Annotated in this window: 16 protein-coding genes; 6 read left to right on the forward strand and 10 right to left on the reverse strand. The window is 71.9% G+C overall.

Annotation, left to right across the window (positions count from 1 at the left end; all coding sequences use genetic code 11):
* Window positions 1–31 precede the first annotated feature (31 nt).
* Both ACFYZ8_RS12435 and sigE read right to left on the reverse strand, forming a co-directional pair.
* A complete protein-coding gene (locus tag ACFYZ8_RS12435) occupies window positions 32–994 on the reverse strand; it encodes an anti-sigma factor family protein (protein ID WP_388534768.1) in 963 nt (320 codons plus the stop codon).
* On the reverse strand, window positions 991–1,689 hold the full coding sequence (sigE, locus tag ACFYZ8_RS12440) for an RNA polymerase sigma factor SigE (protein WP_359030203.1): 699 nt from the start codon (window positions 1,687–1,689) through the stop codon (window positions 991–993). Before sigE ends, ACFYZ8_RS12435 begins: the two co-directional genes overlap by 4 nt.
* A gap of 301 nt (window positions 1,690–1,990) precedes the next feature.
* Between sigE and ACFYZ8_RS12445 the strand changes: the two genes are divergently transcribed.
* A complete protein-coding gene (locus ACFYZ8_RS12445) occupies window positions 1,991–2,623 on the forward strand; it encodes an O-methyltransferase (RefSeq protein ID WP_359030332.1) in 633 nt (210 codons plus the stop codon).
* Window positions 2,624–2,751: 128 nt separating this feature from the next.
* Here ACFYZ8_RS12445 and ACFYZ8_RS12450 read toward each other — a convergent pair whose 3' ends face one another.
* Both ACFYZ8_RS12450 and ACFYZ8_RS12455 read right to left on the reverse strand, forming a co-directional pair.
* Window positions 2,752–2,919, reverse strand: a complete 168-nt coding sequence (locus ACFYZ8_RS12450; RefSeq protein ID WP_003966491.1) for a DUF3117 domain-containing protein — start codon at window positions 2,917–2,919, stop codon at window positions 2,752–2,754.
* A gap of 144 nt (window positions 2,920–3,063) precedes the next feature.
* Complete coding sequence (locus tag ACFYZ8_RS12455; protein WP_359030202.1) at window positions 3,064–3,228, reverse strand: hypothetical protein; 165 nt, start codon at window positions 3,226–3,228, stop codon at window positions 3,064–3,066.
* Between the two features lie 85 nt (window positions 3,229–3,313).
* Here ACFYZ8_RS12455 and ACFYZ8_RS12460 point away from each other — a divergent pair, with 85 nt between their 5' ends.
* Window positions 3,314–4,105 (forward strand): enoyl-CoA hydratase-related protein, encoded by a 792-nt coding sequence (locus ACFYZ8_RS12460; RefSeq protein ID WP_359030201.1) that lies wholly within the window; start codon window positions 3,314–3,316, stop codon window positions 4,103–4,105.
* Between the two features lie 3 nt (window positions 4,106–4,108).
* On the opposite strand, the gene ACFYZ8_RS12465 is transcribed toward ACFYZ8_RS12460, so the two are convergent.
* Window positions 4,109–4,687: a DNA-3-methyladenine glycosylase I gene (locus ACFYZ8_RS12465; RefSeq protein ID WP_388534773.1), complete on the reverse strand. Its 579-nt coding sequence runs from the start codon at window positions 4,685–4,687 to the stop codon at window positions 4,109–4,111.
* The gene (locus tag ACFYZ8_RS12470; protein ID WP_359030199.1) at window positions 4,684–5,040 is read right to left on the reverse strand and encodes a DivIVA domain-containing protein; all 357 of its coding nucleotides are present in this window, start codon (window positions 5,038–5,040) and stop codon (window positions 4,684–4,686) included. Before ACFYZ8_RS12470 ends, ACFYZ8_RS12465 begins: the two co-directional genes overlap by 4 nt.
* A gap of 146 nt (window positions 5,041–5,186) precedes the next feature.
* Here ACFYZ8_RS12470 and folP point away from each other — a divergent pair, with 146 nt between their 5' ends.
* Window positions 5,187–6,047, forward strand: coding sequence for a dihydropteroate synthase (gene folP, locus ACFYZ8_RS12475; protein WP_359030331.1), 861 nt, complete (start codon window positions 5,187–5,189; stop codon window positions 6,045–6,047).
* A gap of 145 nt (window positions 6,048–6,192) precedes the next feature.
* Here folP and ACFYZ8_RS12480 read toward each other — a convergent pair whose 3' ends face one another.
* Window positions 6,193–6,951: a TIGR00730 family Rossman fold protein gene (locus ACFYZ8_RS12480; protein ID WP_359030198.1), complete on the reverse strand. Its 759-nt coding sequence runs from the start codon at window positions 6,949–6,951 to the stop codon at window positions 6,193–6,195.
* Between the two features lie 108 nt (window positions 6,952–7,059).
* A complete protein-coding gene (gene dapE, locus ACFYZ8_RS12485; RefSeq protein WP_359030197.1) occupies window positions 7,060–8,139 on the reverse strand; it encodes a succinyl-diaminopimelate desuccinylase in 1,080 nt (359 codons plus the stop codon).
* 85 nt (window positions 8,140–8,224) lie between these two features.
* Here dapE and ACFYZ8_RS12490 point away from each other — a divergent pair, with 85 nt between their 5' ends.
* The gene (locus tag ACFYZ8_RS12490) at window positions 8,225–9,214 is read left to right on the forward strand and encodes a heavy metal transporter (protein WP_359030196.1); all 990 of its coding nucleotides are present in this window, start codon (window positions 8,225–8,227) and stop codon (window positions 9,212–9,214) included.
* Between the two features lie 274 nt (window positions 9,215–9,488).
* Window positions 9,489–9,944 (forward strand): ATP-binding protein, encoded by a 456-nt coding sequence (locus ACFYZ8_RS12495; RefSeq protein ID WP_359030195.1) that lies wholly within the window; start codon window positions 9,489–9,491, stop codon window positions 9,942–9,944.
* A 66-nt stretch (window positions 9,945–10,010) separates the two neighbouring features.
* Here the strand turns inward: ACFYZ8_RS12495 and ACFYZ8_RS12500 are convergent, their stop codons facing one another.
* Window positions 10,011–11,105, reverse strand: coding sequence for a bifunctional succinyldiaminopimelate transaminase/glutamate-prephenate aminotransferase (locus ACFYZ8_RS12500; protein WP_388534778.1), 1,095 nt, complete (start codon window positions 11,103–11,105; stop codon window positions 10,011–10,013).
* 121 nt (window positions 11,106–11,226) lie between these two features.
* Window positions 11,227–11,544 carry a ferredoxin gene (gene fdxA, locus ACFYZ8_RS12505; RefSeq protein ID WP_007384503.1) on the reverse strand — a complete coding sequence of 106 codons (318 nt, stop codon included), beginning with the start codon at window positions 11,542–11,544 and terminating at the stop codon, window positions 11,227–11,229.
* A gap of 140 nt (window positions 11,545–11,684) precedes the next feature.
* Between fdxA and ACFYZ8_RS12510 the strand changes: the two genes are divergently transcribed.
* The gene (locus ACFYZ8_RS12510; protein WP_388534781.1) at window positions 11,685–12,689 is read left to right on the forward strand and encodes a GNAT family N-acetyltransferase; all 1,005 of its coding nucleotides are present in this window, start codon (window positions 11,685–11,687) and stop codon (window positions 12,687–12,689) included.

Raw genomic sequence — 12,689 nt, forward strand, 5'->3', positions numbered from 1 at the left:
CAGGTTCACGCGCCGCGGAGCAGGGCGCGGGTCAGCGGGTGGTGCCGGAGGGTGGGAGCGCTGACGTGGTGGGGGTGACGGGTGCGGCGAGGGAGCCCGAGGCGGTGAGGTCCGGTGTGGTGGACAGGGACGTCAGGGTGAGCGGCGGGGCGGCACTGAGCGGACGTATGAGAGGGGACATGGCGGCGGCGCCGGCCAGCACGGGCGCCGTGACGGTGTGCAGGGCCGCCTCCTGCACCTGGGCGGGGATGCCCGGCAGCAGTGGCGCGGACGCGGTGGTCGGGGCGATGGGGGTGTCACCGAGCGTCCGCTGGCCCTGTTCCTGCGCGAGCAGCGGGCCCACGCCACGGCGGCGCTGGTTCTCCGGCACCACGGCTCCGGTGCCCGGTGTGCGCGCCGGGGTCACGTTGCTGCCGGCCCCGCGGGCGTCGGTGTCGCCCGGCATGCCGGTGGTGACGCCGCCCAGCGCGATCGCGGCCAGCGACACCGCCCCGGCGGCGACGACCGCGAACCGCATGCCGCGCGAGGCCGAGCGGTCGCTCTCATGGCGGCTGACGTCATGGATGCGGAAGCCCCGGCCCGCGGCGGGCGGAAGCACCCCGGCGTGCGGGCGGGCGGGGACGTAGTCGAACGCGAAGCGCTCGCCACGTCTTACCCCGAAGGCCCCGGTGGCGCCGGGTCGTCCCGACAGTCCTCCGAGTCCTCCCCCGCCGAACGGCGAGCTGTCGCCGTCCTCCGGATCACCTCCGGGCAGCCCCTGGAGACGGGCCAGGAAGCTCTCGGAGGGCGGGGGCGGGGCGGCCTCCGCGAAGACGTTCTTCAGGCGGCGCTGGGCGTCCGCCTCCGCCTTGCACTTCGGGCAGGTGGCGAGATGCGCGAGGACGCGCTCCCGCGTGGCATGACCGAGCTCGCCGTCCACCAGGGCGGCGAGTCGGTCTCCCAGATGCTGTTCCGCGAGGCTCCCCTCGCCGGGTTTGGGCAGTGATCCACTCACGCGGACGCGCCCCCTCCTCCCAGCGCTGGGACCCTGGCCATGAAGGAGCGGCGCTCGGCGCGGGCCTCGGGTGAGCGGTGGGCGAGGGCCTTGCGCAGCTGGGAACGGCCGCGGTGGATCCGCGAGCGCACGGTACCGAGCTTGACGCCCAGGGTCGCGGCGATCTCCTCGTAGGACAGTCCCTCGATGTCGCACAGGACGACCGCGGCGCGGAACTCCGGCGCGAGGGTGTCGAGGGCCTGCTGGACGTCCGCGTCGAAGTGGGCGTCGTTGAAGACCTGCTGGGGTGACGGCTCGCGGCTGGGCAGTCGCTCGGCCGCGTCCTCGCCGAGGGCGTCGAAGCGGATGCGCTGCTTGCGGCGGACCATGTCCAGGAAGAGGTTGGTGGTGATGCGGTGCAGCCAGCCCTCGAAAGTGCCCGGTGTGTATGTGGACAGCGAGCGGAAGACGCGGACGAAGACCTCCTGGGTGAGGTCCTCGGCGTCGTGCTGGTTGCCGGTGAGGCGGTACGCGAGGCGGTAGACGCGGCCGCTGTGCGTGCTGACGATCTCCTCCCAGGTGGGCGGAGTCCACGCCTGCCCGTCCGCGTCGGTGGTGAAGGTCGCGGTCTGGGCGTAGTCGCCGGCGTGACTGTGGTCAGCGGTGTCGTTCACGGATTTCGGCCTGCCCGCCGATCCGAGGAAGCGCCGCAGCACTCCCCCACGATCACCAGGTGCGGCCGCACCTCCCCTGTCGGCTCTGGTTGTCTCCAGTGGAGCCCCTACCATAGCCACCTCGCCCGTTAGCTCCGGATAAGCGGTTTTACGAGAATTTGATCTGGGCTGATACCACTCGGTCCCCTGCGTCAGCAGTTGCTCGAGGGCCCGCTCGGCGTCGTGATCCAACTGTGTCCCCCCGGGTGCGTCTCCACCCCTCTAAACGCCCGGTCCCATCTGCGGGTTCCCGACGCCAACGGATACAGTCACGCCCAGGCAACCACGGGGCAAGGAGAGGGTTATTACCGGCAACCGGCAGACGAGCTGGGCGTTCGCCGACGCCTACGTCGCCGAGGACGAAGTGCTGCTCTGGGCCCGTGACCGGGCCCGTGAGGCGGGGCTGCGCTCGGTGTCGCCCGGCGCGGGCGCGGCGCTGCGGTTGCTGGCGGCCTCGGTGGACGCCAAGGCGGTCGCCGAGATCGGCACAGGTACCGGGGTCTCCGGCATCCATCTGCTGCACGGCATGCGCCCGGACGGGGTGCTGACCACCGTCGACCCCGAGCCGGAGCACCAGCAGTTCGCCCGCCAGGCCTTCCGCGCCTGCGGTTTCGCCAGCAACCGGGCCCGCTTCATCCCGGGCCGCGCCCTGGAGGTCCTACCCCGCCTCGCCGACGCCGGCTACGACCTCGTCTTCTGCGACGGCGACCGGCAGGAGGTCATGGACTACCTCGCTGAATCGTTGCGCCTGCTGCGTCCGGGTGGCCTGGTGGTCTTCGAGGGCGTCTTCGCCAACGGCCGCACCGTGGATTCGGGGCCGCAGCCCACGGAGGTGCTGCGCCTGAGGGAGCTGCTGCGGGCCGTACGCGAGAGCCAGGAGCTGGTGCCGTCGCTGCTGCCGGTGGGCGACGGGCTGCTCTGCGCCGTCAAGCGCTGAGCCGGCGGCCCGGAGCCCCGGCGACCGGGTGGGCGCCGTACGGCCATTCGTGGAAACCGCCGGGCAAAGCGCTGCCCCGGCACCTCAGGAGATGCCGGGGCAGCCGAAAGGGTATGGTCGCTTCCGCGTCAGCCGACGACCTTCTTGAGGGCGTCACCGAGCGCGTCGGCCTCGTCCGGGGTCAGCTCGACGACGAGCCGACCGCCGCCTTCGAGCGGAACGCGCATGACAATGCCCCGCCCCTCCTTGGTCACCTCGAGCGGGCCATCGCCCGTCCGCGGCTTCATGGCCGCCATGCTCGTTCCCCTTCCTGAAACCAGCTCATCGCCAAAGCCGACGGCCCTGGGAGGGCACGCGCGTCAAAGTGGGACCCGCGACACCGGCATCGAACACATTGCTTCCAAGCCATTATCCCGCATCTCAGGACCCGATGACCAACATCAGTCGGCATCGCTTGGGCAACGCGCGCGAGCAAAACCACTCAATTCGCCGATGTGGCTGCGATACTCCGCCACCGCGCGGATCCCGGTCGCCCATAAACCCTTCAGAATTCTTTGACGCAGGTCACACGTCCGGTCCGGCCCCCGGACGGCGATCTCCGCCATGCTGTCCTTCGGACATCGATACGGACATCAATACAGGCAGCGATACAGGCATCGCATGCAGCGGACACACCGGAGGGGATACGCCATGGCCGACACCGTGCTCTACGAGGTGCACGACGGGCTCGCGACGATCACGCTGAACCGGCCGGAGGCGATGAACGCGCTCGACATCGCCACGAAGGTCGCGCTGCGGGAGGCCGTGGAATCGGCGGCCTCCGACGACGCCGTACGGGCGGTGCTGCTCACCGCCGCCGGGGAGCGGGCGTTCTGTGTGGGGCAGGACCTCAAGGAGCACATCGGGCTGCTCGCCGAGGGCTCGGCGAAGGTCATGAGCACGGTCAAGGAGCACTACAACCCGGTCGTGCGCGCGCTGACGGAGATGCCGAAGCCGGTGGTGGCCGGGGTGAACGGGGTCGCGGCGGGCGCCGGCTTCGGCATCGCGCTGGCTGCGGACTACCGGGTGGCGGCGGACACGGCAGCGTTCAACACGTCGTTCGCGGGGGTGGCGCTGTCCGCGGACTCCGGGATCTCGTGGACGCTGCCGCGGGTGGTGGGGCCGGCGCGCGCCGCCGATCTGCTCCTCTTCCCGCGGACCATGTCGGCTCGGGACGCGCATGAGCTCGGCATCGTGAACCGTCTCGTGCCGTCGACCGAGCTGCCCGCCGAGGCGGAGAAGGTGGCGCGGGCGCTGGCCTCGGGGCCGACGGTGGCGTACGGGGCGATCAAGGAGTCCCTCGCGTACGCGCTGTCGCACAGTCTGGCGGAGACGCTGGAGAAGGAGGACGAGCTGCAGGCGCGGGCGGGGGCCTCCGAGGACCACGCGATCGCCGTACAGGCGTTCGTGAACAAGCAGGCGCCCGAGTACCTGGGCCGGTAGGCCTCAGCCCGTTCTCGCGACGCAGGTCTCCAGGTGGTCGTTCACCAGTCCGCAGGCCTGCATCAGGGCGTACGCCGTCGTCGGGCCCACGAAGCGCAGGCCGCGCTTCTTCAGGGCCTTGGACAGCGCCGTCGACTCCGGGGTGACCGCGGGAACGTCCGCCAGGGTCCTCGGGACCGCGGGCGCGGTCGGGGCGTGGGACCAGATCAGCTCGTCCAGCTCGCCCGGGGACCATTCGGCCAGCACGCGCGCGTTGGCCAGCGTCGCGTCGATCTTGGCGCGGTTGCGGATGATCCCCGGGTCGAGGAGCAGGCGGTCGCGGTCGGCCTCGCCGAAGGTCGCCACCTTGGCGATCTCGAAGCCCGCGAAGGCCGCCCGGAAGCCCTCGCGGCGGCGGAGGATGGTGATCCAGGACAGGCCGGACTGGAAGGCCTCCAGGCTGAGCCGCTCGTAGAGGGCGTCGTCGCCGTGGACCGGGCGGCCCCACTCCTCGTCGTGGTAGGTCACGTAGTCCGGCGTGGACAGGGCCCAGGGGCAGCGCGCGGCGCCGTCCGGGCCGGCCAGGGCGGTGCCGTCGCTCACTGCTGCTCCCCGTGGCCGTGGTCCGGCTTCTCCATGGAGACGTGGGCCGCCTGGGCGCCGGCCAGCGCGGACTCCAGGTCGGCGATCCTCGCGTCCCGCTCGGCCAGCTCCGCGCCGAGGCGGCTGAGCGCGTCGTCGACGTCCGCCATGCGGTAGCCGCGGGCGGTCAGCGGGAAGCGCAGGGCGTCGATGTCCGCGCGGTTCACGGGACGGTCCAGCGGCAGAGGGTCCTGGAGCCGCTCGGGGGCGACGTCCGGCAGCGGGCCGTCGCTCTCCCCGCCGCCCACCACGGCGAGCGTCACCGCGGCGACCACGACCGCGAGCGCGATGACCAGGAACAAGAACATAACCATCGCTGAGGTCCCCATGGTCCCTGCCGGCGGCCGGCCGCCGGCGTCGAATGTGTCAGGGTCCGATCGTGCCATGCGAGTCTGACAGTTAGGGTCGCAGGCGGCCGCAGACGCCGAACACATGGACGTACGAAGTGAGGTCACAGGGGATGCTCAGGCTGGGCAGGCGTGAATTCGACGCGCACGAGCCGGTGATCATGGCGATCGTGAACCGGACCCCCGACTCCTTCTACGACCAGGGCGCCACGTTCCTCGACGAGCCCGCCCTCGCGCGCGTGGAGCAGGCGGTCGCCGAAGGGGCCGCCATCATCGACATCGGCGGGGTCAAGGCCGGTCCCGGCGAAGAGGTGTCGGCGGCGGAGGAGGCACGGCGGACCGTCGGGTTCGTCGCGGAGGTGCGGCGGCGGTTCCCGGACGTGGTCATCAGCGTCGACACCTGGCGGGCGTCGGTCGGCGAGGCGGTGTGCGAGGCGGGGGCGGATCTGCTGAACGACGCGTGGGGCGGGGTGGATCCCGGGCTCGCCGAGGTCGCCGCGCGGTACGGGGTGGGGCTGGTGTGTACACACGCCGGGGGCGCGGAGCCTCGTACCCGGCCGCACCGGGTGACGTACGACGACGTCATGGCGGACATCCTGCGGGTGACCGTGGGGCTGGCCGAGCGGGCGGTCGCGCTGGGGGTGCCCCGGGAGTCCGTGTTGATCGATCCCGGGCACGACTTCGGGAAGAACACCCGGCACAGTCTCGAGGCGACCCGGCGGCTCGGGGAGATGGTGGAGACGGGCTGGCCGGTGCTGGTGTCGTTGTCCAACAAGGACTTCGTGGGCGAGACCCTGGACAAGCCGGTGAAGGAGCGGGTGGTGGGGACGCTGGCGACGACGGCGGTCTCCGCCTGGCTGGGGGCTCAGGTGTACCGGGTGCACGAGGTCGCGGAGACGCGGCAGGTGCTGGACATGGTGGCGTCGATCGCCGGGCACCGGCCGCCGGCGGTCGCTCGCCGGGGGCTGGCGTAGGGAGTCCTTCGCCCCCGCCGCCCGCCGCCCCTACCCGTCCCGTCCCGTCCCGTCCCCAGGGGGCTCCGCCCCCTTCGACCCCCGCTCCTCAAACGCCGGAGGGGCTGGATGACCAGCCCCTCCGAAGTCCCGTTCGAGCCCAGCGCTAGCGTCCCGCCTCCTTGGACACCAGTGCCACGGCCTCGTCCACGTCGTCCGTCACGTGGAACAGCAGCAGGTCCTTCTCCGACGCCTTGCCCTGGGCGATCAGGGTGTTCTTGAGCCAGTCGACCAGGCCGCCCCAGTACTCCCTGCCGAAGAGGACGATCGGGAAGCGGGTGACCTTCTGGGTCTGGACCAGCGTCAGCGCCTCGAACAGCTCGTCCAGCGTGCCGAGGCCGCCCGGCAGGACCACGAAACCCTGCGCGTACTTCACGAACATCATCTTGCGGACGAAGAAGTAGCGGAAGTTGAGGCCGATGTCGACGTAGGGGTTGAGCCCCTGCTCGAAGGGGAGCTCGATGCCGAGGCCGACGGAGGTGCCGCCCGCCTCGCAGGCGCCCTTGTTGGCCGCCTCCATGGCGCCGGGGCCGCCGCCGGTGATCACGGCGAAGCCGGCCTCCACCAGGCCCCGGCCCAGCCGCACGCCCGCCTCGTACTCCGGTGAGTCCGCCGGTGTCCGTGCCGAGCCGAACACGCTGATCGCGGGCGGGAGTTCGGCGAGCGTGCCGAAGCCCTCGATGAACTCCGACTGGATGCGCAGGACGCGCCAGGGGTCGGTGTGGACCCAGTCCGAGGGGCCGCCCGCGTCCAGCAGGCGCTGGTCGGTCGTGCTCGACGTGACCTGCCCCCGCCTGCGGAGGACAGGTCCCAGGCGCTGCTCCTCCGGCGGCTGCTTCTTGCCCTCGGGGTTCCCGGTAGCCATGTGCGCTCCCTCCGCTTGCCTGGTTTTCCGTCTCAGCGTAGATCTACGCGGGTTACGGAGGGGGGACGTAGGCGTGTCCGCCATGAAGCGCCACGGCACAAACCGCCGTCACGCCGTCAGCCACGCCCGCAGCTTCTCCTCCGCCTCCGGGATCAGCGACGCCTTCACCCGCTCGTCGACCTTGTGCGCGAGCAGCGGCTGACCGGGGCTGTAGTTCACCGCGGGCACGCCCAGCGCGCTGAAGCGGGACACGTCCGTCCAGCCGAACTTGGGGCGGGCGACGCCCCCGACCGCGGCCATGAAGGCCTGGGCGACGGGGTGGTTGAGGCCGGGGCGGGCGCCGCCGGTGTGGTCGTCGACGGTGAACTCGTCGACCCCGCAGTCCGCGAAGAAGTCCCGCACGAAGGCCTCCGCCTCGGCCTCGCTGCGGTCCGGGGCGTAACGGAAGTTGACCGTGAGCGTGCAGGAGTCGGGGATGACGTTCGTCGCCACGCCGCCCTCCACCCGCACCGCGTTGAGGCCCTCGTGGAACTCGAGACCGTCCACCACCGGCTTGCGCGGCTCGTAGGCCGCCAGCTTCGCGAGGGCGGGCGCGGCCTTGTGGATCGCGTTGGACCCCATCCACGCGCGCGCGGAGTGCGCACGCTCTCCCTTGAACGTCAGCAGCACCCGCAGGGTTCCCTGGCAGCCGCCCTCGACCTGGTTGTCCGTCGGCTCCAAAAGGACCGCGAAGTCGCCCTCCAGCCACTCGGGGTGGGCCTCGGCCACATGTCCCAGGCCGTTGAGGTGGGCCGCGACCTCTTCGTTGTCGTAGAAGATGAAGGTGAGGTCGCGGTTGGGCTCGGGTAGGGTCGCCGCGATCCGCAGCTGTACCGCGACCCCGGACTTCATGTCGCAGGTGCCGCAGCCCCACAGGTAGCCCTCGTCGTCGAGCCGGGAGGGCACGTTGCCCGCGATGGGCACGGTGTCGATGTGGCCGGCGAGGATGACGCGTTCCGGACGGCCGAGGTTCGTGCGGGCGACGACGTTGTTGCCGTGACGGTCGACCGTCAGGTGCGGCAGGGCACGCAGGGCGGCCTCGATCGCGTCCGCGAGGGGCTTCTCGGTACCGCTCTCGGAGGGGAAGTCGACGAGCTGCGCGGTGAGCTGGGCTGCGTCCAGCGAAAGGTCAAGAGGGGTGTCGGCCATGCTCCCGACCCTAGCGCCCCCGCCGGAAGCGCTCACTGTCCCCATCGGGCGCGGACGTCTCAGTACTCTCCAGTATCTTGTCCGGATGCCAGAGCCGTTGCCCCCTACTCGCAAGCGCCGTGGCCGCCTCCTCCGTTTCGCGGCGGCCCTCGTGGTCCTGTGCGCGGTCGCCGGTTACCTCGTGGTGCAGTACGTCACCGGAGGCTCGGGCGGTCCGGTCTGCAGAGTCGTCTCGGGCAAGGCGGACGGGCCGTCGTACGAGTTCACGCCCGAGCAGGCGGTGAACGCGGCGACGATCACCGCCGTCGGCACCGGACGCGGGCTGCCGGAGCGGGCCGTGACGATCGCGCTCGCCACCGCGCTCCAGGAGTCGGGGCTGCGCAACATCTCGCACGGCGACCGTGACTCCCTCGGCCTGTTCCAGCAGCGGCCCTCGCAGGGCTGGGGCACCCCGAAGGAGATCCTGGACCCGGCGTACGCGGCGGGCGAGTTCTACAAGCACCTGGTCAAGGTGAAGGGCTACCAGGACCTCCCGCTGACCGTCGCCGCCCAGCGCGTGCAGCGCAGCGGCTACCCGGAGGCGTACGCCAAGCACGAGCCGGACGCCACCGTGCTCGCCGCCGCCCTCACCGGCGCCTCCGCGGCCTCCCTGACCTGTGACGGCCGCCAGGACACCGCCCGGACCGCCCAGGCCGCCACTGCGGGCACGCAGCCCACCGCCACCGGCCCCGACGCGGTGCGGTCGGCCCTGGTACGGGACTTCGGACGGGACGCGCTGGAGACCACCGCCGCGGAGGTGGGCGGCAAGGCCGAGCCGAGCCCGACGCCCACCGAGGGCGACGCGCGCACCGTGACCCTGCCCGTGCGCGAGGCCACCGGCCCGGGTTCCGGCCGCAGCGTCACCGAACGCGGCTGGCAGCTCGCGCACTGGGCCGTCGCCAACTCCTCGGCCCTGCGCATCGAGCAGGTCTCGTACGCCGGGCGGCGGTGGACGGCCGGGACCACGGACAGCGAGTGGCGGACGGTGGAGGGCGAGGGCGGCACGGGCTCGGTGCGGATACGGACGGCACGGTAGTTCGGAAGATCACCTGGAAGGGTCACGTCCGGCCACCGCGGGAGCGGGTGTGCGCAGGTTTTCGCCGCGTCACCCCCGTATCCGCCAAAACCCTTGAGAACAAAGGGCCGCGAGGATTCGACGGACTTTCGCACCGGAAGCCTTTTGCCCGTTTTTATCCGCAGGCGATAATGCGACGCATTGCCAACTCTTTACGTTGCGCGTCCGCAACCTTCGTCGGCTTCGAGCGGTAGTCACGGCGTCCTAGCAACGTTTCCTCCGTCGAAGGAGCAACATGTCCCTCCCCCTGACCCGCAGGATCGCCCGTGCCGCGCTGCTCGTCGCTGCCGGAGCGGCCGCCGGGGTCGGTGCGGCCGGCTCGGCCGGTGCGGCCCCCGCCGCGCTGCCCGCCACTCCGAACCTCGGCGGTCTGACCGCTCTGGACGGGGCGCACGTCGGCAACACGGTGGACGGCGCGGCGCAGAACCTGGCCGGGACCGCGGGCAAGACCGGTGGCAAGACGGTCGAGAAGGCCGTGCCGTCCGCGGGCAAGGTCGGCGGCAAGGCCGTGAAGAAGGCGACGCCGGTCGCGCAGAAGACGGCCGGCGAGGCCGCGGGCTCCGCCGGGGGCCTCCTCGGCGACACGACGTCCACGGCGACGAAGGGCGGCCTGCCGACCGGCTCCCTCGCCAAGGGCGGCGGCCTGCCGTCGGCGGACACCCTGCCGGTGAAGAGCCTCCCGCTCGGCTAGTACCTCGCGGACGCGGCGAAGGGGCCCGGGGAGTTCCCCGGGCCCCTTCGCCCTGTCCGCAGCGGGTCACGCCAGGCGCTCGACCGCCGCCCGCACCCGCTCGTCCGTCGCCGTCAGCGCCACGCGCACGAACCGCTCGCCCGCCACGCCGTAGAAGTCGCCCGGCGCCACCAGGATGCCCAGGTCGGCCAGGTGGGCGACGGTCGCCCAGCAGGACTCGTCCCGCGTGGCCCACAGATAGAGGCTGGCCTCGCTGTGCTCGATGCGGAAGCCGTGCTTCACCAGGGCCTCGCGCAGCAGCGTCCGGCGGGCCGCGTACCGCTCGCGCTGCTCACACACGTGCGTGTCGTCGCCCAGGGCCGCCACCACCGCGGCCTGGGTCGGCGCCGACGTCATCATGCCGCCGTGCTTGCGGATCTCCAGCAGGGGCGCCAGGACCGCCGGGTCGCCCGCCAGGAAGGCCGCGCGGTAGCCCGCGAGGTTGGACCGCTTCGACAGGGAGTGGACGGCCACGATGCCGTCGTAGGAGCCGCCGTTGACGTCCGGGTGCAGGACGGAGACCGGGTCGGCCTCCCAGCCCAGCTCCAGGTAGCACTCGTCGGAGAAGACCAGGATGCCGTGCGACCTGGCCCAGGCGACGATCCTCGTCAGCTCGTCCTTGGCCAGCACCTTGCCGGTCGGGTTCGACGGGGAGTTGAGCCACAGCAGCTTCAGGCCCGCCGGGTCCAGCTCGGTCGGGTCGTCGTACACCTCGTAGTCGGCGCGGGCGAGGCGGGCGCCGACCTCGTACGTCGGGTAGGCCAGGCGCGGGTACGCCACCCTGTCCCCCGGGCCCAGGCCCAGCTGGGTCGGGAGCCAGGCGACGAGTTCCTTGGAGCCGACGATCGGCAGGACGTGGCGGTGGGTGACCTCGCGGGCGCCGAGACGGCGTTCGACCCAGCCGGTGATCGCGTCGCGCAGCGCCGGGGTGCCCCAGACCGTCGGGTAGCCCGGGGAGTCCGCCGCGCCGATCAGGGCCTTCTGGATCAGGTCCGGCACCGGGTCGACCGGGGTGCCGACGGACAGGTCGACGATGCCTCCGGGGTGCGCGGCGGCCGTCTTCTTGTACGGCTCCAGCTTGTCCCAGGGGAAGGTGGGAAGGCGGTCGGAGACTGCGGACACGGCTTTCGGGCTCACTTTCGGGTCGTACGGCAAACGCCTCGGTCCCGTACGGCCGCGATCGGAGGTGATCAGGCCGTACGGGACCGAGGCGGCACGAGGTGCGGGCCGCTGATGCGGACGACTATGCCTGCGGCGGCAACGCGGCGATGAACGGGTGGTCCCGCTCGATCAGCCCCAGCTTGCTGGCGCCGCCGGGCGAGCCGAGCTCGTCGAAGAACTCGACGTTCGCCTTGTAGTAGTCCTTCCACTCGTCCGGAGTGTCGTCCTCGTAGAAGATCGCCTCGACCGGGCAGACCGGCTCACAGGCACCGCAGTCGACGCATTCGTCCGGGTGGATGTACAAGGACCGGGAGCCCTCGTAGATGCAGTCGACCGGGCACTCCTCGATGCAGGCCTTGTCCTTCACGTCGACACAAGGCTGCGCGATGACGTAGGTCACGCTGTCGTTCCTCCTCCATAGGGCGCTGGCGGGCCTCCTCAGGCTCCGCCGCCTGGCGCGCGGGAGCGCGGCGTCGTCGATGCCCGCCCCTAGTATCTCCGTTCCTGGGCATGATCCGAACAGGAGGGGTGAACTGACCTGTGGAAATCTCCGCCGCGGGACGTCTCGTCGTCCGTATCTCCGCAGCTGACGTGGGAAAACGGGTATCCGTACGGCACCTGAACGAAACCGGCGTCACGCAGGAGAAGTTCACCGACACGGTGGGTGTTCTCACATCATGGGACGGCGGTGTGCTGATGATCACGCGCCGGGACGGCGAGAGCGTCCGCATTCCGGAATCCGCGCTGGTCGCGGGCAAGCTGGTGCCCGCCGAGCCGGCCCGTCGGCGGGGCCCGGCCGCCTCGTACGAGGAACTGGCCCGGATCACCGCGCGCGGCTGGCAGCCCGTGGAGAGCGAGCGGCTCGGCGAGTGGGAGCTGCGCGCCGCCGCCGGCTTCACCCGCCGCGCCAACTCCGTCCTCCCGCTCGGCGACCCCGGCCTGCCGCTCGACGAGGCCCTGGCCGCCGTACGACGCTGGTACGGCGAGCGCGGTCTGCCGGCGTACGTCCAGACCGCGACCGGCGCCGCGGGCACCCAGGAGGTGCTGTGCGCTCAGCTGGAGGCGCGCGGGTGGACGCGGGAGGTGACGGCGGAGTTGTGGACCGGGGCGCTGGCACCGGTCGCGGACGCTTCCCAGGAAGGCGTGGCCCTGTCCCGGGAGGCCGACGAGGGCTGGCTGGCGCGTTATCAGCGCAAGGGGGTGAGCGAAGTGGCCCTGCGGGTGCTGGGCAGCGGCCCTTCGGTGTGGTTCGCGACCGTCCCCGGTGAGGGAGCGCCCGCCGCGATCGGGCGGTGTGTCGTCGACGGGCGGTGGGCCGGGTTCGCGGCGGTCGAGGTGGATCCCGCGCTACGGCGACGGGGGCTCGCCTCGGCCGTGATGGCCGCGCTGGCCCAGCGCGCCCTCGACGAGGGGGCGTCGGCCGCGTGGCTCCAGGTCGAGTCGGACAACACCGGTGCGCGGGCGCTGTACGGCCGGATGGGGTTCACCGCGCACCACGCCTACCACCACTACCGCGAGCCGGACGTCTCCGGCGGGGCGCGGTAG

The sequence above is a fragment of the Streptomyces sp. NPDC001668 genome (genome assembly GCF_042893155.1).
Classification (GTDB): domain Bacteria; phylum Actinomycetota; class Actinomycetes; order Streptomycetales; family Streptomycetaceae; genus Streptomyces.

Bases quoted from the DNA above. Each gene is read 5' to 3' on its own strand.
- ACFYZ8_RS12450 (WP_003966491.1), bottom strand. From the start codon at position 2,919: ATGGCGGCCATGAAGCCGCGGACGGGCGATGGCCCGCTCGAGGTGACC.
- ACFYZ8_RS12455 (WP_359030202.1), bottom strand. From the start codon at position 3,228: ATGGCGGAGATCGCCGTCCGGGGGCCGGACCGGACGTGTGACCTGCGT.
- ACFYZ8_RS12460 (WP_359030201.1), top strand. From the start codon at position 3,314: ATGGCCGACACCGTGCTCTACGAGGTGCACGACGGGCTCGCGACGATC.
- ACFYZ8_RS12470 (WP_359030199.1), bottom strand. From the start codon at position 5,040: ATGGTTATGTTCTTGTTCCTGGTCATCGCGCTCGCGGTCGTGGTCGCC.
- folP (WP_359030331.1), top strand. From the start codon at position 5,187: ATGCTCAGGCTGGGCAGGCGTGAATTCGACGCGCACGAGCCGGTGATC.
- ACFYZ8_RS12480 (WP_359030198.1), bottom strand. From the start codon at position 6,951: ATGGCTACCGGGAACCCCGAGGGCAAGAAGCAGCCGCCGGAGGAGCAG.
- dapE (WP_359030197.1), bottom strand. From the start codon at position 8,139: ATGGCCGACACCCCTCTTGACCTTTCGCTGGACGCAGCCCAGCTCACC.
- ACFYZ8_RS12490 (WP_359030196.1), top strand. From the start codon at position 8,225: ATGCCAGAGCCGTTGCCCCCTACTCGCAAGCGCCGTGGCCGCCTCCTC.
- ACFYZ8_RS12495 (WP_359030195.1), top strand. From the start codon at position 9,489: ATGTCCCTCCCCCTGACCCGCAGGATCGCCCGTGCCGCGCTGCTCGTC.